Source organism: Pseudomonas sp. C8002, assembly GCF_013385765.1.
In the GTDB taxonomy this organism is placed as follows: Bacteria; Pseudomonadota; Gammaproteobacteria; order Pseudomonadales; family Pseudomonadaceae; genus Aquipseudomonas.
Genome location: NZ_JACAPJ010000004.1, coordinates 1 through 18,175, shown reverse-complemented (window position 1 = coordinate 18,175; position 18,175 = coordinate 1). Strand labels below are relative to the sequence as shown.

Here is an 18,175-nt window from a genome sequence, read left to right as displayed (position 1 = left end):
ACAGAGATGTTGAGGTAAACATGAACAACTGGATCAGCGCCCTCGCCGACCTGCAGAACCAGGGCGAGCCCTGCGTGCTGGTGACCATCATCGAAGAGCTCGGCTCCACGCCGCGCAACGCCGGTTCGAAGATGGTGATCAGCGCCGCCCACACCTTCGACACCATCGGTGGCGGGCACCTGGAATACAAGGCGATGCAGATCGCCCGGGACATGCTTGTGCGCGGCCAGCAAAACACCCACCTGGAGCGCTTCAGCCTCGGCGCCAGCCTGGGCCAGTGCTGCGGCGGCGTGACGGTGCTGTTGTTCGAACCCATGGGCCAGGTGCAGGCGCAGATCGCGGTGTTCGGCGCCGGCCACGTGGGCCGCGCGCTGGTGCCGTTGCTGGCCAGCCTGCCGTGCCGGGTGCGCTGGATCGATTCCCGGGAACAGGAATTCCCGGAACACATCCCCCAAGGCGTGCGTAAAATCGTCAGCGAAGAGCCGGTGGATGAAATCGACCACTTGCCTGTGGGCAGTTATTGCATCGTCATGACCCACAACCACGCGCTGGACCTGGAACTCACCGCCGCCCTGCTCAAGCGCAATGACTTCACCTACTTCGGCCTGATCGGCTCGAAGACCAAACGCGTCAAGTTTGAACACCGCCTGCGGGATCGCGGTTTCGACACAGCGCAACTGCAACGCATGCATTGCCCGATGGGGCTGACCGAGGTCAAAGGCAAACTGCCTGTGGAAATCGCCATCTCCATCGCCGGCGAAATCATCGCCACCTATAACGCCAACTTCGGCCAGCACACTGCGAGCGCCGAACCCATTGCCAAACTGCTGCCGGTATCCCGCCGCAGCCAAGCGACTAACTGAGACGACCATGCCTTTGACACGCAAAGCCTACCGTGCCGCCATTTTGCACAGCATCGCCGACCCTGCCGAAGTGGGGATCGAAGCCTCCTATGAATATTTCGAGGACGGCCTGCTGGTGATCGACAACGGCCAGATCAGTGCCCTTGGCCACGCCAGCGACTTGCTCGCCAGCCTGCCCGCCGACATCGAAGTCACCCATTACCAGGACGCGCTGATCACCCCCGGCCTGATCGACACCCACATCCACCTGCCGCAGACCGGCATGGTCGGTGCCTATGGCGAGCAGTTGCTGGACTGGCTCAACACCTACACCTTCCCGTGTGAAAGCCAGTTCGCCGACAAGGCCCACGCCGAAGAAGTCGCGGATATTTTCATCAAGGAACTGCTGCGCAACGGCACCACCACCGCGCTGGTATTTGGCAGCGTGCACCCGCAGTCAGTGAACTCGTTTTTTGAAGCGGCCGAGAAGCTCGACCTGCGGATGATCGCCGGCAAGGTAATGATGGACCGCAACGCGCCGGACTATTTGACCGACACCGCCGAATCCGGCTACGCGGAAAGCAAGGCGCTGATCGAGCGCTGGCACGGTAAGGGCCGTTTGCACTACGCGGTGACGCCACGTTTCGCACCGACCAGTACACCTGAACAACTGACCCTCGCCGGGCAGCTGCTGGGGGAATACCCGGACCTCTACATGCAGACTCACATCAGTGAAAACCTGCAGGAAGTGGAATGGGTGAAAGAACTGTTCCCGGAACGCAAGGGTTACCTGGACGTGTACGACCATTACAAACTGCTGGGTGAACGCTCGGTGTTCGCCCACGGTGTGCACCTGTGCGACGACGAATGCGCGCGGTTGGCAGAAGCCGGTTCGGCAGTCGCGTTCTGCCCGACATCGAACTTCTTCCTGGGCAGCGGTTTGTTCAACCTGCCGATGGCCGAGAAGCACAAGCTGAATGTCGGCCTGGGTACGGACGTCGGCGGTGGCACCAGCTTCTCGCTGCTGCAAACCCTGAACGAAGCGTACAAGGTGATGCAACTGCAAGGGGCGCGCTTGAGTCCGTTCAAGTCGTTGTACCTGGCGACCCTGGGTGGTGCGCGGGCGCTGCGTCTGGAAGACAAGATCGGCACGCTGCAACCCGGCACTGATGCGGACTTCCTGGTACTGGATTACAACGCCACCCCGCTGCTCAGCTATCGCCTGAAGCAGGCCAATAACATCGCCGAGACGCTGTTTGTGTTGATGACACTGGGGGATGACCGGGCGGTGTTGCAGACGTATGCGGCGGGGCAATTGGTGCATCAACGCTGATTTAACAGGTACAACAAAACAAATGTGGGAGCGGGCTTGCTCGCGAAGGCGGTGTGTCAGTCGCTGGATGTGCTGACTGATCCACCGCCTTCGCGAGCAAGCCCGCTCCCACATTTAGTTAGTGGCGAGCCTGGAAAATTACAGTTTTACAGACGAGCGCCCCGGCTTCTTTGTCTGCAACAGATGCGAGAACACTGCATGCAGATCGTCAGAAGCGCTTTCCTCATCGAGGTTGAGCTTGCTGTCGATGTGATCCATGTGATGCATCATCAGGTTCACCGCCAAATCCGCATCCCGCGCTTCGATCGCGTCGATCAACTGCGTGTGCTCATCGTAGGAACAGTGCGAGCGGTTGCCGCTTTCGTACTGGGCGATGATCAACGAGGTCTGGGACACCAGACTGCGCTGGAAACTGATCAGCGGCGCATTCTTCGCCGCCTCGGCCAGCTTCAGGTGGAACTCGCCGGAAAGCCGGATGCCCGCGCCGCGATCGCCCCGGGAGAAGCTGTCGCGCTCGTCGTTGACCATCTGCCGCAGCTCGGCCAGTTGCTCGGCCGTGGCATGCTGCACCGCCAATTCAGTGATCGCACGCTCCACCAGGCGCCGGGCGAGGAATACCTGGCGGGCTTCCTCGACGCTCGGGCTGGCCACTACCGCACCACGATTGGGCCGCAGCAGTACCACGCCTTCATGGGCCAGGCGCGACAGCGCGCGGCGAATGATGGTGCGGCTGACGCCGAAGATTTCGCCCAGCGCTTCTTCACTCAATTTGGTACCGGGCGCCAGGCGTTGTTCGAGGATCGCCTCGAAGATATGCGCGTAGACGATATCGTCCTGGGTTCCACTGCGACCGGCCTTACCGGCTCGCGGCTGTTTCTTGAGGGGCTGCAACTGTTCGTTCATGGGCACTCGGGTCGGGAGAACGGCGGCGAATTGACGTTGACTGTAATACGGCACAGAGGGTCGCTGGCAAGTATCGCGTAAAATCAGCGCACATTGTACACAACCCAGTGCGCCAACACACTGTACGGCTGTTTGCGGCGCCGGCTGTATTGCAATGAATCGTTACGTTTGAGTTTAGGCTTGATTCCGCACTTTCTCCTTTGTAGGAGCGAGCTTGCTCGCGAAAAACGTATAAGCACCGCATTCAGTCAGGATGCCAGCGTCATCGTTAACGACCTTCGCGAGCAAGCTCGCTCCTACAGACAGCCCGGTAAAAGGAACACCGCCCCATGTCCGACGTCCCCCAAGCGCGATTACGCCCACTGGCCGACACTTCGCCTTCGGCCATCGTCGCCGGTTTCATTGCCATGATGACCGGCTACACCAGCTCCCTGGTGCTGATGTTTCAGGCTGGCCAGGCTGCGGGCCTGACCACCGCGCAAATTTCCTCGTGGATCTGGGCGATTTCCATCGGCATGGCGGTGTGCAGCATTGGTCTGTCCCTGCGCTATCGCACGCCGATCACCATTGCCTGGTCCACACCGGGCGCGGCGCTGTTGATCACCAGCCTGGGCGGCGTCAGCTACGGCGAGGCCATCGGCGCCTACATCACCTGCGCGGTGCTGGTGACCATCTGTGGGCTGACCGGCAGCTTCGAAAAACTCGTCAAGCGCATCCCCGCGTCCCTGGCGGCCGCCTTGCTGGCGGGGATTCTGTTCAAGATCGGCAGCGAGATTTTCGTCGCCGCGCAGCACCGTACCGGTCTGGTGCTGGGGATGTTCTTCACTTACCTGGTCATCAAGCGCCTGTCGCCGCGTTATGCCGTGCTCGCGGCACTGCTGATCGGCACGGCGCTGTCCGGGCTGATGGGGCTGCTGGATTTCAGTGGCTTTCACCTGGAAGTGGCAACGCCGGTGTGGACCACGCCGCACTTCTCCCTGGCCGCGACCATCAGCATCGGCATCCCGCTGTTCGTGGTGGCCATGACCTCGCAGAACATGCCGGGTGTCGCGGTGCTGCGGGCCGACGGCTATAACGTACCGGCGTCGCCATTGATTACTACCACCGGCCTGGCCTCGCTGGTGCTGGCGCCGTTTGGCTCCCATGGCATCAACCTGGCAGCCATCAGCGCGGCGATCTGCACCGGCCCTCATGCCCATGAGGATCGCAACAAGCGCTACACCGCCGCGGTCTGGTGCGGGATTTTCTACGGGATCGCCGGGGTGTTTGGCGCGACATTGGCCGCGTTGTTCGCCGCCCTGCCCAAGGAACTGGTGCTGTCGATTGCGGCACTGGCGTTGTTTGGCTCGATCATCAATGGCCTGAGCATCGCCATGAATGAACCCAGGGAACGGGAAGCTGCGTTGATCACCTTCATGGTCACAGCGTCGGGGTTGACGTTGTTTTCCATCGGTTCGGCGTTCTGGGGAATTGTCGCGGGGGTGTTGACGCTGGTGATTCTGAACTGGCGCAAGGCCTGATTCTTTAGACCCAGTAACGAAAAAGCGACCCGGGCGGGTCGCTTTTTCATGACATCAGACTGCCGGGTTAATCGGCTTTTCTGGGTGCCAAGCGTCCAGCAGGGCGCTGACTTCAACGCGGGTCAGCTCTGGACGAGCCTTCAGCCACGCTTCAACAGCGGCACGCTGTTCTTCGTTGACCGAACCACGGGTGGCTTTGCAAACCAGACCGAAGTCATCACCGCCGACGTAGTCCAGGCCGTTGCCGTCCATCGCTTCAGTGAGGAATGCTTCGAGGAAAGCGTCAACCGCTTCATCGTCCAAACCTTCTTTGAAGTCCAGGTTCAGTTCGAAACCCAGCTCTTGAAATTCATCAACGCACAGTTTTTTGCGCAGACGCCGGGAACGGTTAGTCGCCATTGGAACAATCCTCTTAAGTAATAACGGGCGGCACTTTAGCAGTTTAAGCAGGCCTTTGCCCGATTCTCTGGGACAGGCGGCAGAGTGCCAGTAAAAAAAACCGCCAATTGCAGCTATCGTTCAGCCACAAGTGCGACAGCCTTGGGGCATAATGCCGACACTTTCATGACCATTGAGGGATTTTTCGTACATACCCCTCACCTTTTTACCCCCTCAGCAGTAGGGTTTTAATTCTTATGATCAAATCTTTGCGTCCACTGTTACTCGCCAGTTTTCTTCTGCCCCTGGCCTTTTCCGTTACCGCCGCCCCGATCAACACTTCCCTGCCGCCCAAGGTCCAGGAAGCCCTCCAGAAAGCCAAGCTGCAAAACAATGCCCTGTCCCTGGTGATGATTCCCCTCAATGGCCCGGGCACACCTACCGTGTTCAACGCCGACGTGTCGGTCAACCCGGCCTCGACCATGAAGCTGGTCACCACCTACGCGGCCCTGGAAATGCTCGGTCCCAACCATCAGTGGAAAACCGAGTTCTACACCGACGGCACCCTGAGCGGCGGGATCCTGAACGGCAACCTGTACCTCAAGGGCGGCGGCGACCCCAAGCTGAACATGGAAAAACTCTGGCTGCTGATGCGCGACCTGCGGGCCAATGGCGTGCAGCAAGTGACCGGCGACCTGGTGCTGGACCGTGGCTTCTTCATCCCGCCGCAACTGCCGGAGTTCAATGACGACGGCAACGACGAGAACAAGCCGTTCCTGGTCAAGCCCGATGCCTTGATGGTCAACCTCAAGGCGCTGCGCTTCGTCACCCGCAATGATTCGGGCAAGGTGCTGGTCTCGGTCGAGCCGCCGATTGCGAGCATCCGCATCGACAACCAGGTCAAGGTCTCCAACGCCAAGCAATGCACCGGCGATGTGCGCTACAGCCCGATGACCGCCGCCGACGGCAGCGTCACCGTGACCGTCAGCGGCCAGTTGGCGGACGGCTGCAGTTCGCAGACGTATCTGTCGTTGCTGGACCACGCCACCTACACCGCCGGCGCCGTTCGGGCGATCTGGAAGGAACTGGGCGGCAGCATCCAGGGCCGCGACATCCAGGCGCCGGTACCGAAGAACGCCAAAGTGCTGGCTCGTGCGTTCTCGCCGGACCTGGCGGAGATCATCCGCGACATCAACAAATACAGTAACAACACCATGGCCCAGCAGTTGTTCCTGAGCCTGGGTGCGCAGTACCGCACCGATGCCGACGGCGACGACGCCAAGGCCGCCCAGCGCGTGGTGCGCCAGTGGCTGGCGAAAAAAGGCATCACCGCGCCGCACCTGGTGATGGAGAACGGCTCCGGCCTGTCCCGTGCTGAACGGGTCAGCGCCCGCGAGATGGCGACCATGCTGCAAGCGGCGTGGAGAAGCCCGTACGCGGCGGAGTACATCAGTTCGCTGCCGATTGCCGGCACCGACGGCACCATGCGTAAACGCCTGAAGACCACGGCCATGCGCGGCGAAGCCCACGTCAAGACCGGCACCCTGAACACCGTGCGCGCGATTGCCGGGTTCAGCCGCGACAACAATGGCAATACCTGGGCTGTGGTGGCGATTCTCAACGATCCGAAACCGTGGGGCGCGTCCTCGGTACTGGACCAGGTGCTGCTGGACCTGTATCGCCAGCCGAAACTGGCGGCGGCGGCCCCGGTCCTCTAACAGCAGCAAATATCAAATGTGGGAGCTGGCTTGCCTGCGATGCAGACGCCTCGGTCTATCAGGAATACCGAGGTGATGCTATCGCAGGCAAGCCAGCTCCCACATTGATCTCTAATAGCTTGAATGGCCGTGCACTTCAGGCAAGCACCCGCTCTGCCTCAACTCTGTCCCTGCCCGCCTGCTTGGCGGCATAGACACCCGAATCCGCCCGCAGCAACAAGCTGTCGACGCCCTCCTCGACCCGCCAACTGGCGACCCCGAAGCTCGCCGTCACCGTGCCGACACCTTCCATCGGCTCACCGCGCAACGCCTGCCACAACTCCAGGGCAACACTGAACGCCTGGCTGCCGTCGGTATTGGCGCACAGCACCACAAACTCCTCGCCGCCCAGCCGGCAAAACACATCCGTGCGTCGTAACCGCTGGCTGATGCGCCGGCATAACTCCTTGAGCACTTCATCACCCACCGCGTGACCATGCTGGTCGTTGATGCGCTTGAAGTGATCGATGTCGAACATGATCACCGACAACGCCCCCGAGGCACGCTTGACCCGGATCATCTCGGCCTTCAGCCGGTCCTGGAAGTAGCGTCGGTTATGAATGCCGGTCAGGGAATCGGTAATCGACAGCGCCCGCAGCTCTTCCTCAACCCGCTTGAGATCGGAAATATCCGACACATAGCCATGCCATAACGTACCGCCACCGGCCAGCTCTTCCGGCGTCGCCTCACCGCGAACCCAGCGCAGCCCCCGATGGGGCAACTGCACCCGGTATTCTTCACGCCAATGGCTCAGTTGCAGGGTGGACAGGCGAATGGACTCCCGTACCCGCTCGACATCCAGCGGATGAATCCGCTCGAAGACCTTTCGCGCATCCTGCTGCAACACCCCAGGCTCGATTTCGTAGATGTCGCGGATGCCATCGCTGGCATAAATGAAACGCGAGACATTGTTCGGTTCCAGGATGAACTGGAAAATACCGCCGGGCACATGGGCGCTGAGTTTCTTCAGCAGGCGGTCCCGCGCGGCCAGTGCCTCATAGGCGCGCTTCTGCTCGGTGACATCCAGGCAGATCGCCAGGTGCCCGACCCACAGGCCATGCTCGTCCAGCAGAACAGTGGCGAGCATGTTCACCGTCAGTTGGCTGCCGTCCTTGCGTACCAGCGTCCACTCGCGGGCCTCATGCACTGCATCGGCGCTGTCCACCAGCATCGCCTGGGCTGGCGCGATGCGCTTGCCGAGGATTGCGCTCAATTGCGCGGCACGGGCTTCCAGCTCGGGGGCCAGGTGCAGGCTTTCGAGGGTCAGGTGGCCCAGTACCTCTTGTGCTTCAAAGCCCAGCATCTGCTCGGCGCCGGCGTTGAAGGTGGTGATCACACCGCGCAAGTCCGTCGCGATGATCGCCACCTGGGTGGCCGCATTGAGCACGCTGCGCAGTTGGCCGTGGGTGCCTCGCAGTTCCTGTTCCCGCTGACGCAATTGGGCGGTGCGCTGCTCCACCAGCTTCAATGCGCGCTGGCGCTGGCTGACCACCACGTAGAGCAACGCACTGAGCAGCACACTCAGCAGGCTGCCCATGACCAGGATACTGACCAGCGACGAGTGATTGCCCTGCTGGAACACCTGGCTGGGGCGCAGGCTCAAGGCGTAGACGTGGTCGCCGAGCGTCAGCCGGCGTGCTGCCACCAGGTCACTGTCTGCCACGGGGTTGCTGGATTCGTACAACACCCGTTGCTCTGCATCGGAGGTGTCGACAATCTGCATCACCAGGTTGTCCCGTGCGGCCTTGGGCAAGCCATCGGCCACCAGCTGGCGCATGCTGATCACCGCCATGACGTAGCCGTAAGGTTCACTGTTGGGCACTTGTGTCGTCGGTGCCCGGCTGACCGGTGCCACCAGCAATACGCCCATGGCGTAGGCCGGCTCCACACCCACCAGTTGCATGGGCTGGGACACCGCCATCTTCCCTGACTGTTGCGCACGCTCCACCGTCGAGCGCCGCAGGGGCTGGGCCAACAGGTCAAAACCCAGCGGCGAGCCGAGAATGCTCTGGGTCTGGCTGTACAGCACCGGCACATACTCATCGCGATCACTCGCCGGGGTCAGTTCGCCCGCCGCATTCAATTCACGAATGGAGAAATTCGCACCGCGCTCCGCCGTGATTGCCTGCTCGAACGCACCGCGCTGGTCACGCAAAACCCGGGGTGCCCAGGCATAGGCGCGGGTACGCAACAGCAAGGGCTGCGCGAAACCTTCGAACTCTTTGCGCGAGACTGTATTTGAATTGACGAAGAACCGCCGCAGGCTGCCCAGGCGTTGTTCCTGGTCCTCGAAACGCTCCTGGAGACGGCTGTAGCGCTCGTTGACCAGCAGTTGAAAGCGCTGGCGCATCTGCTGCTGGTAAAGCTCGGACGCGGCCCAGGCGACGACAATCGTCAGCGCGATACCGGCCAGCAACACCACCACCGCCACCAGCCACGCCGACACCTGCTCACTGATAAAGCCTAGGATTTTCGGGCGGACGGCATGCAGCGGCATAGACAAGACTCGGAACGCCAGCGTGCGGGTGCGTCACTTTGGCCAGGTCCTAAGTTATAGCCACAGGACTTGCGTTTGACCAGCGCAAAAAAAAGCCGCAAGGCCGGAATGATCCGGTCTTGCGGCTTCAGAACGCAGTGATCAGCGCGCGGTGATTTTCCACGCCCGATGGATCTTGGCGTTACGCGCAAAATCCGGGTCGATGGTCTTGTCGCTGATCTCTTCGACGGCATACCGCTCGACGAGGTTGTCTTCCAGTTGGAACTTGCGGAAGTTGTTCGAGAAGTACAACACGCCGCCCGGTGCCAGGCGCGCCATGGCCAGGTCCAGCAACTGCACGTGGTCGCGTTGCACGTCGAAGATGCCTTCCATGCGCTTGGAGTTGGAGAAGGTCGGCGGGTCGATGAAGATCATGTCGAACTCATCGCGGCTGGCTTCCAGCCAGGCCATCACGTCGCCCTGCTCCAGGCGGTTCTTGTCGGAGAAACCGTTGAGGGAGAAGTTGCGGCGCGCCCAGTCCAGGTAGGTCTTCGACAGGTCGACGCTGGTGGTGCTGCGCGCGCCACCCTTGGCGGCGTGCACACTGGCGGTGGCGGTGTAGCAATACAGGTTGAGGAAGCGTTTGCCGGCCGCCTCTTTCTGGATGCGCATGCGCATTGGACGGTGGTCGAGGAACAGGCCGGTGTCCAGGTAATCGGTCAGGTTGACCAGCAACTTGACGCCGCCTTCGCTGACCTCGGTGAACTTGCCCTGGGCGCTCTGGCGCTCGTACTGCTTGGTGCCGCTCTGGCGTTCGCGACGCTTGACCACCACACGGTTCTTGTCGATGCCCAGCGCCTGGGGAATGGCCGCCAGGGCATCGAACATGCGTGCCGAAGCTTTTTCCGGGTCAATCGACTTCGGCGCCACGTATTCCTGGACGTGGACCCAGTCGTGGTACAGGTCGATGGCCATGGAGTATTCCGGCATGTCGGCATCGTACACACGGTAGCAATCGACGCCTTCGCGCTTGGCCCACTTGCCCAGCAGTTTCAGGTTCTTTTGCAGGCGGTTGGCAAACATCTGCCCGCCTTCGCTCAAGCGCGCCTGCTCGACCACTGGGGCCGGGGCGGGTTTGATCGGATTCCCGTTCTTGTTGTACTGGCGCTCTTGCGGCTCGGTCGGCGCCTGGTCGTAGGCCGCTTGCTCGCGCTCGGCCTGGCGTTGTTCCGGGGTGCGACGCTCGCCGGTGACGAACTGATCCGGGGTGACCTTGATCAGCAGCAATTTGCACGGCAAGGCGCCGTTCCAGAACGAATACTGTTTGTGGCTGCGGATGCCCATGCGCTTGCCCAGGTCCGGAGCACCGGTGAACACCGCCGCTTCCCAGCCCAGGCACGCCTGGCGCAGACGCTCGCCGAGGTTCTGATAGAGGTACAACAGGCTGGCTTCATCACCCAGACGCTCGCCATACGGCGGGTTGCAGATCACCAGGCCTTTCTGGTTCTGGTCCGGACGCGGCTCGAAGGTACCGACTTCGCCCTGGTAGATCTTGATCCAGTGGCTAAGGCCTGCGCGTTCGATGTTGTTACGGGCGGGCTGGATCAGGCGAGGATCCGCCTCGTAACCACGAATCCACAGCGGTGGCTTGGCCATGCCGATGGCGGCACGTTCGCTGGCCTCTGTGTGAAGTTTTTTCCACAGCGCCGGAACGTGGCCAAGCCAGGCGGTGAAACCCCACAGCTCACGGTTCAGGTTGGGCGCCATGTCGGCGGCGATCATCGCGCCTTCCACCAGGAAGGTACCGACGCCGCACATCGGGTCCGTCAGCGCGCCGCCTTCGGCAGCGATGCGCGGCCAGCCGGAGCGAATCAGGATCGCCGCCGCCAGGTTCTCTTTCAACGGTGCCGCGCCCTGCTGCAGGCGGTAGCCGCGCTGGTGCAGGCTGTGGCCGGACAAATCAAGGGAAAGGATCGCTTCGCCACGGTCCAGGCGCAGGTGGATGCGCAGGTCCGGGTTGATCTTGTCGATGGATGGACGTTCGCCGGTCGGGGTGCGCAGCTTGTCGACAATCGCATCCTTGACCTTCAGCGCGCCGAAGTGGGTGTTGTCGATGCCAGAGCCATGGCCGCTGAATTCAACGGCCAGGGTGCCGTCGGCGAGCATGTGGTCTTCCCACTCGATGTCCAGCACCCCGTGGTACAGGTCTTCGGCGTCCTTCATCGGGAAGCGCTTGAGCACCAGCAACACGCGGTTGGCCAGGCGCGACCAGAGGCACAGGCGGTAGGCGGTCTCCATGTCGGCCATGCCGCGCACGGCCGAGGTGTGCTCGCGGGCTTCCTCAAGGCCAAGCCCCACGGCTTCCTCGATCAGCAGGCCTTCGAGGCCCTTGGGGCAAGTGAGGAAGAGTTCAAAACGGTCCGACATGGGGCATTCCAGGCTTTTCAGCAATAAGTGAACGGGCGACGCATCGCGCGTTCGGTTTTCAATCAAGCGCTTTTCTTGAAGAACGCTCGTGTGGCACGAATGTGCCGTTCCACCCCGGCTACCGGCCTTTCGGGCCTTTATCGACGGGGCAGTTCAAGTATTTGAAGCAACAAGAAGAAACATTCCGACCCTTCGTCGAATAATAACCGACTGCAACAGGCGGACATTCTCACTAAAGGATTAAACCCATCCTCTTTGAAGGGCACATCATAGCTGGGTTTGCCCAACAAAAGGGGCGAAAAGCCATCCCAGCTTATGGCTATAGCATCGTTATCGTTACGTGCTTATGACAAAACGATCATTGAATCCATGTGACCTATTGGTTAGAACTCAACACAGGTTGGCGCCGTAACGACGCCGACACATAGCTCGCCACGCCGGCAGCGAGCGCACCAACGGCAGAAAAACTCTGCCCGGCCTCGGACGAGGCCGAAGGATATCAAGACAGTCAACAAGTGAGGGAAACACCCTATGAGAAGACTTAAGCGTGATCCGTTGGAAAGAGCATTTTTACGCGGATATCAATATGGCGTTCATGGCAAATCCCGTGAGCTTTGCCCATTTACTCTACCGTCGGTACGCCAAGCCTGGATCAACGGCTGGCGAGAAGGACGCGGCGACAACTGGGACGGTATGACTGGCACTGCGGGAATCCACAGACTCAACGAACTTCACGCCGTCGGCTAATCAAGGGCATTTAATTCCGACACCAGCACGAATACGCAACCACTTAACCACGCACGCCCCATCCGGGCGGCGGGCTTCGGCCCAGGGGCTCCTTCAAGGAGCCCTTTTTATTGCCTGTTGTCAGCCGCGCGGCAATGCCGCAATCGCATCCACCGCCTGGCGAATCAACGCCGGGCCCTTGTAGATAAAGCCGGAATACAACTGCACCAGGCTCGCGCCGGCGGCGATTTTTTCGGCCGCGTGCTTGCCCTCGGTGATGCCACCCACGGCAATGATCGGCAAGCGCCCTGCCAACTCGGCCGCCAGCACCTTGACGATGTGGGTGCTCTGGTCGCGTACCGGCGCACCGGACAGGCCGCCCGCTTCGTCACCATACGCCAGGCCTTCGACACCGACGCGACTCAGGGTGGTGTTGGTAGCGATCACCGCATCCATGCCCGAATCCACCAGGGCCTGGGCCACCAGTACGGTCTCTTCGTCGTTCATGTCCGGGGCAATCTTGATTGCCAGGGGCACACGCTTGCCGTGGCGCACAGCCAAATCTTCCTGGCGCTGGCGCAAGGCTTCGAGCAGTTGCTTGAGGGAGTCGCCAAACTGCAGGCTGCGCAGGCCCGGGGTGTTAGGCGAGCTGACGTTGACCGTGACGTAGCTGGCGTGGGCGTAGACCTTGTCCAGGCAAATCAGATAGTCATCCACCGCACGCTCCACCGGCGTGTCGAAGTTCTTGCCGATATTGATCCCGAGGATACCGGTGTACTTAGCCGCCTGAACCCGTGACAGCAGGTTATCCACACCCAGGTTGTTGAAGCCCATGCGATTGATGATCGCCTCGGCTTCCGGCAGGCGGAAGATCCGCGGCTTCGGGTTGCCCGGCTGCGGCCGTGGGGTCACGGTGCCGATTTCGACAAAGCCAAAACCCAGCTGCGCAAAACCGTCGATGGCCGCACCGTTTTTGTCCAAACCCGCAGCCAGGCCTACCGGGTTGGGGAAATCGAGCCCCATCACCGACACCGGCATTTTCGCCGGGGCCTTGCACACCAGGCCATTGAGCCCCAGGCGGCCACCGGCACCGATCAAGTCCAGGGACAGATCGTGGGAAGTTTCCGGAGAGAGTTTGAACAACAGCTGGCGGGCCAGGGTATACATGGGCGGGCTTGACTCGGATGGCGGCGAAAGGTGGCGGCGATTATAGCCGGGGTGACGGGCTGCATGCGAGGCGTGCCGTCCAATCGTCAGTTACGGTGCGTCATCAGTTCCTCATAGCGGGCCCAGATTTTTTGCGCATAGCGAAGACGCAGGGCCTCACGCTGAGGCCCGGGCCCGCCGCCCACATTGTAGGAACCGATCGCTGTCCAGTTGTAGCCGAACTGTTTGACGAAGTCGGCAAGGATCGACGCCCCCACCTCCACCGACAGGCAAGGCTCATCCAGCAAGCGCTGCTCGGTAATGCCCTCCTTGAGCAGGCGCGGCAGGTGAATGCTGTTGATCTGCATCAGCCCGATATCACGGGTGCCGTTGTTGTTGGCGTAATTCATGGCCTTGGCGCGGTAGCCCGACTCCACTGCGGCGATGGCCTGCAACAATTCCGGCTCCATGCCGTATCGGCTGGCAGCCTCGGCCCAGCAATACGCCCGGGCTTCATTGCCGAAGCCGAGCGTGAGCATCAGCAGCAGCGCCCCCTTGCACCGGGCGCTGCTCATGCCTGCCCCCGACCGCAGGTGGAACAGACAGCGCCCACCGTCAGGCTGGTCATCCTGACCGCACAGGTCACCCGGTACCCTTTGCCGTATACCGTCTTGATCAGACCCTTGCCGCCCTTCAAATATTTGCGCAGCGAACAGATGCAACGGGTCAGGGACTCTTCCGTGGCCTCGTTATGGGGCCATGCCTGTTCCAGCAAGTGGTCCTTGGTCACCAGCACTCCGGCCGAGGACAGCAACAGGCGCAACACCTGCCACTCCTTGGGCGGGAGTTGAATATCCGAGTCTTCACTGGTCAATCTACCGTCACCGTGCAACGTCCAGCGCTCAAAGACCATGGGGGTAGCCAGTACCCCATCGTTCACCACGGCCATTCGTACCTCCGCACCCAACTCACCTTCCAACACTGGTTTCCTGAAGGTCGCGACTATAAAAAGCCCACTCGCTGTATAGGAGAGGAAAAAACCCCATAGGCACTGATTTTTTCAGACTGGGCACGTAGGACCTTTCGGCGATGCCCGCCCAGGGGCGCCACCAACGTTCTTATCCTTCGGTCACCCGGTTAAATGCCCGCTTCACCTGCTCATGCTGGGAGCGCGTCAACGGCGGCGCCTGCCCCGGCTCGGCAGCGGTATGCAGCACATTTGCGACCGCCGTCGCCTGAATCACAAACAATCGCACACTGTTGGCCATGGGCCCGTTGTAGCGTCCGAGCAAGGCTGTGCCGGTATCGCGCTGAAAATTCCCCACCAGCAATCGCCTGCCCGGAGCCACACGCACCACCGTGTTGATCCCCATCCGCTCCACCCCCGCCGAGGGTTTGTCGCGACTGGCAGCCTTGCCCATCTGGCGGCCATCCTCGACGGTGAGCAGCATCTCGATTTCATTCGCCTCGGCGAAGCGCGGCAGAACACTGACCTGCGTACCAAAGACCACCGGTTGCCATTCGTCGTGGTCTTCACCCGGCCGGGGCAGATAGAACGTCTGGTTGTCGTTGAAAACCGCGGGCACATTCTCCTGGGTGAGAATCACCGGCAACGTCGTGACCCTCGCTCGCCTGCGCAACTCCAAGGCGGTGATCCGCTTCATGAATGCTTCGTCCTCGATGGGTGCCATGACCCGGGTAGCTGAAGGCTTGTCCGCCCCCTTGTGCATGGTCGCGCCGATCTTCTTGAGCTCATCGCGGTCCACATCCACCAGCCACATCGAAACCTCCACCGCGCGCTTCGGTACGTCCAGTTCTGCCACCAGACCTTCGATAAAGCTCACCTGCGCGGGCTTGCCCTTGATCAGCAGGCTGTTGGTGTCCGGGTACGCCAGCACCGAGATATTCTTGTCGGCCAGTAATCCGGGTTGCCGCGGGGACGCACTCTCCTGCTCGACGGCCAGCAGTTTTTCGATCATGGATGCCATGCCCGGCACCGTGACGGTTCTGTCGCCCATGTTGTACTCGCGGTCTGCAACGTGGGTGTTGAGCACCTGCACCACCCCGATCCGCTGCGGCCCCAGGCGCAGTTCCGCACGCTGGCGGTCCATCAGTTGGGCCAGGCGCAGCACATGGTCGACATAGTTCGGCGGCCCGGACACGTAGAACACCCGCGCCCCACTCGCACGCAGCGGGTAGCGCGCCTCTTCGAGCCCCGAACGGCGCATGAACCCGCGCAGGAGGTCGACCGAGATATGCCGCAGGGTCACTACCGAGCTTTTCGCCTCGTCGGCGTCATAGAGGTAAAGCACCTGGCCATCGGTGTACCAGATCAGGCCTTGCTGCTGGGCGACCGACTCCAGCAGCGGTTGGGGCGAGTCGAAATCGAACGCCCCGCTGATGCGCTTGCGAGCTGCCGCCTGACTGACAACGATCGGCTGCCCCAGCGGCAGGGACAACGCGGTAAAAAAAGTGTGCAGGCTTTCATCACGGGCCTGGTAGGAGCCCCCGAACGCGCCGGGGCTGCCCAGCAGCAGGCCGAAAAGCAGCGTCGAGAAACGGTGAAGGTGGCTGAACATGCCTGCATGGCCCGGGCTGAAAGAGCGGCCATACTGCGAGGCAGGCCGATTTCAATCCTGATGGAAAGCTGACGCCCAGCCCATCCTGTGCGCATCGTGGCATGTGCCTTGCTATGCCTTGTCTATCGCAGCTCGCGCCAACGGCGGAACGGGCTCAAGGACACAGACGTCGTTACCCCGGGCTCTTCCTCTGAGTACCCGACGGAACGGCGTTTTTTTATGAAAGGTACGTATTGATGAGTGATCCCCTGGCTTGGGTCAACGGCAGCGATGCCCCGGAAAAGAGCAGCCTCAACCTGGGTTTCATGGCCCTGAGCGATTGCGCCTCGGTGGTGGTCGCCGCCACCCAGGGCTTCGCCCAGCCCTATGGCCTGACCTTGAATCTCAGGCGCCAGTCATCATGGGCCAGCCTGCGGGACAACCTGGTCAGCGGCGAACTGGACGCCGCCCACAGCCTGTACGGCCTGATCTACGCCGTACACCTGGGCATCGGCGGCGTGGCACCCACCGATATGGCGGTGCTGATGGGCCTGAACCAGAACGGCCAGAGCATCAACCTGTCCCGTGGCTTGCAACAGCTGGGGGTGACCAGTCCTGAGGCACTGGACCGCCACGTGCACCAAAGCCGAACAAAACTCACCTTCGCCCAGACCTTTCCCACAGGTACCCACGCCATGTGGTTGTATTACTGGCTGGCCAGCCAGGGCATTCATCCCCTGCAGGATGTGGACAGTGTGGTGGTGCCGCCGCCGCAGATGGTTGCGCACCTGCAAGCCGGGCGCATCGACGGCTTTTGTGTGGGCGAGCCCTGGTGCGCCAGTGCGGTGAAGCAGAACCAGGGTTTTACCCTGGCCACCACCCAGGCACTGTGGCCGGACCATCCGGAAAAAGTCCTCGGCTGCACCCAGGCATTTGTCGAGCAATACCCCAATACCGCCCGGGTACTGGTGATGGCGATCCTGCAGGCCAGCCGTTTTATCGAACAGAGCACGGAAAACCGCCGCTCCACTGCACAGTTGCTGAGCGCCCCGCAGTACCTCGACGCCCCGCTCGATTGCATCGAACCGCGCCTGCTCGGCGACTACGATGACGGCCTCGGCAACCACTGGCAGGATCCCCACGCGCTGCGTTTTTATGGCGACGGCGAGGTGAACCTGCCCTACCTGTCTGATGGCATGTGGTTCATGACCCAGTTCCGCCGCTGGGGCCTGCTGCGGGAGGACCCGGACTACCTCGGCGTTGCCCGGCGTGTGCAACAACTGGACATCTATCGCCAGGCGGCCAGCGCCGTGGGCGTGCCTGCCGGTGGCGAGGCCATGCGCAGCAGCCAGTTGATCGACGGAAAAATCTGGGACGGTTCGGACCCGGCCGGGTATGCCCGCAGCTTTCGCCTGCATGCCATGGCAGATGTTGCCAGCCGCCAGGCCTTGCGCTGACAGGAGGAACCCATGCTACGAATCCTGTTGATCAATGACACACCGCGCAAGGTCGGGCGGCTCAAGGCTGCGTTGACCGAGGCCGGGTTTGAGGTGATCGATGAATCGGGGTTGACGATCGACTTGCCGGCGCGGGTCGAAGCGGTGCGCCCGGACGTGATTTTGATCGATACCGAGTCGCCGGGACGCGATGTGATGGAGCAGGTGGTGCTGGTGAGTCGCGACCAGCCGCGGCCGATTGTGATGTTTACCGATGAGCATGATCCGGGGGTGATGCGTCAGGCGATCAAGTCCGGGGTGAGTGCCTACATTGTCGAGGGGATTCAGGCGCAGCGGTTGCAGCCGATTCTGGATGTGGCGATGGCGCGGTTCGAGAGTGACCAGGCGCTGCGCGCGCAGTTGCAGGCGCGGGATCAGCAGTTGGCCGAACGCAAGCGGATCGAAACGGCCAAGGGGTTGTTGATGAAAATGAAGGGGTGTAATGAGGAAGAGGCCTACACGCTGATGCGGCGTCAGGCGATGAGTCGGCAGCAGAAGCTGATTCAGGTGGCGGAGCAGATTATTGCGATGAGTGAGTTGTTGGGGTGAGAGGGGGGTCGGGGTGTATATCCGTTATTTAGGTAACGGCGACTATTGGTTCCGCTCTTACAGC

At 61.5% G+C, this 18,175-nt stretch carries 15 protein-coding genes; 7 read left to right on the top strand and 8 right to left on the bottom strand.

Features of this window, described 5'->3' with window-relative positions:
• Positions 1-20: 20 nt before the first annotated feature.
• Positions 21-863 (top strand): xanthine dehydrogenase accessory protein XdhC, encoded by an 843-nt coding sequence (gene xdhC / locus HX814_RS05480; RefSeq protein ID WP_102368368.1) that lies wholly within the window; start codon positions 21-23, stop codon positions 861-863.
• A gap of 7 nt (positions 864-870) precedes the next feature.
• Positions 871-2,175: a guanine deaminase gene (guaD, locus tag HX814_RS05475; RefSeq protein WP_003219093.1), complete on the top strand. Its 1,305-nt coding sequence runs from the start codon at positions 871-873 to the stop codon at positions 2,173-2,175.
• A gap of 138 nt (positions 2,176-2,313) precedes the next feature.
• Here guaD and HX814_RS05470 read toward each other — a convergent pair whose 3' ends face one another.
• Positions 2,314-3,078 (bottom strand): GntR family transcriptional regulator, encoded by a 765-nt coding sequence (locus HX814_RS05470; protein WP_003219095.1) that lies wholly within the window; start codon positions 3,076-3,078, stop codon positions 2,314-2,316.
• A 329-nt stretch (positions 3,079-3,407) separates the two neighbouring features.
• On the opposite strand from HX814_RS05470, the gene HX814_RS05465 reads away from it, so the two are divergent.
• On the top strand, positions 3,408-4,598 hold the full coding sequence (locus tag HX814_RS05465; protein ID WP_008437554.1) for a benzoate/H(+) symporter BenE family transporter: 1,191 nt from the start codon (positions 3,408-3,410) through the stop codon (positions 4,596-4,598).
• A 54-nt stretch (positions 4,599-4,652) separates the two neighbouring features.
• Here HX814_RS05465 and HX814_RS05460 read toward each other — a convergent pair whose 3' ends face one another.
• On the bottom strand, positions 4,653-4,997 hold the full coding sequence (locus HX814_RS05460) for a YggL family protein (protein WP_003219101.1): 345 nt from the start codon (positions 4,995-4,997) through the stop codon (positions 4,653-4,655).
• A 236-nt stretch (positions 4,998-5,233) separates the two neighbouring features.
• Between HX814_RS05460 and dacB the strand changes: the two genes are divergently transcribed.
• Entirely contained in the window at positions 5,234-6,694 is a 1,461-nt protein-coding gene (gene dacB / locus HX814_RS05455) for a D-alanyl-D-alanine carboxypeptidase/D-alanyl-D-alanine-endopeptidase (protein WP_003219103.1), read from the top strand.
• Between the two features lie 136 nt (positions 6,695-6,830).
• Here dacB and HX814_RS05450 read toward each other — a convergent pair whose 3' ends face one another.
• Both HX814_RS05450 and rlmKL read right to left on the bottom strand, forming a co-directional pair.
• On the bottom strand, positions 6,831-9,230 hold the full coding sequence (locus tag HX814_RS05450; RefSeq protein ID WP_177015382.1) for a diguanylate cyclase: 2,400 nt from the start codon (positions 9,228-9,230) through the stop codon (positions 6,831-6,833).
• A gap of 141 nt (positions 9,231-9,371) precedes the next feature.
• Positions 9,372-11,636 carry a bifunctional 23S rRNA (guanine(2069)-N(7))-methyltransferase RlmK/23S rRNA (guanine(2445)-N(2))-methyltransferase RlmL gene (rlmKL, locus tag HX814_RS05445; RefSeq protein WP_003219107.1) on the bottom strand — a complete coding sequence of 755 codons (2,265 nt, stop codon included), beginning with the start codon at positions 11,634-11,636 and terminating at the stop codon, positions 9,372-9,374.
• Between the two features lie 531 nt (positions 11,637-12,167).
• Between rlmKL and rmf the strand changes: the two genes are divergently transcribed.
• On the top strand, positions 12,168-12,383 hold the full coding sequence (rmf, locus tag HX814_RS05440) for a ribosome modulation factor (protein WP_002553055.1): 216 nt from the start codon (positions 12,168-12,170) through the stop codon (positions 12,381-12,383).
• A 120-nt stretch (positions 12,384-12,503) separates the two neighbouring features.
• Here rmf and HX814_RS05435 read toward each other — a convergent pair whose 3' ends face one another.
• From HX814_RS05435 to sctC, 4 genes are all read right to left on the bottom strand, one after another.
• On the bottom strand, positions 12,504-13,529 hold the full coding sequence (locus HX814_RS05435; protein ID WP_003219118.1) for a quinone-dependent dihydroorotate dehydrogenase: 1,026 nt from the start codon (positions 13,527-13,529) through the stop codon (positions 12,504-12,506).
• 86 nt (positions 13,530-13,615) lie between these two features.
• Positions 13,616-14,083, bottom strand: a complete 468-nt coding sequence (locus HX814_RS05430; RefSeq protein ID WP_003219119.1) for a transglycosylase SLT domain-containing protein — start codon at positions 14,081-14,083, stop codon at positions 13,616-13,618.
• A complete protein-coding gene (locus HX814_RS05425) occupies positions 14,080-14,457 on the bottom strand; it encodes a winged helix-turn-helix domain-containing protein (protein ID WP_023659087.1) in 378 nt (125 codons plus the stop codon). The genes HX814_RS05430 and HX814_RS05425 overlap by 4 nt, the downstream gene beginning before the upstream one ends.
• A gap of 169 nt (positions 14,458-14,626) precedes the next feature.
• Complete coding sequence (gene sctC, locus HX814_RS05420; protein ID WP_177008137.1) at positions 14,627-16,087, bottom strand: type III secretion system outer membrane ring subunit SctC; 1,461 nt, start codon at positions 16,085-16,087, stop codon at positions 14,627-14,629.
• 236 nt (positions 16,088-16,323) lie between these two features.
• Between sctC and HX814_RS05415 the strand changes: the two genes are divergently transcribed.
• A complete protein-coding gene (locus HX814_RS05415; RefSeq protein ID WP_003219123.1) occupies positions 16,324-17,523 on the top strand; it encodes a CmpA/NrtA family ABC transporter substrate-binding protein in 1,200 nt (399 codons plus the stop codon).
• Positions 17,524-17,535: 12 nt separating this feature from the next.
• Positions 17,536-18,111 (top strand): ANTAR domain-containing response regulator, encoded by a 576-nt coding sequence (locus HX814_RS05410; protein WP_003219125.1) that lies wholly within the window; start codon positions 17,536-17,538, stop codon positions 18,109-18,111.
• Positions 18,112-18,175: the final 64 nt, after the last annotated feature.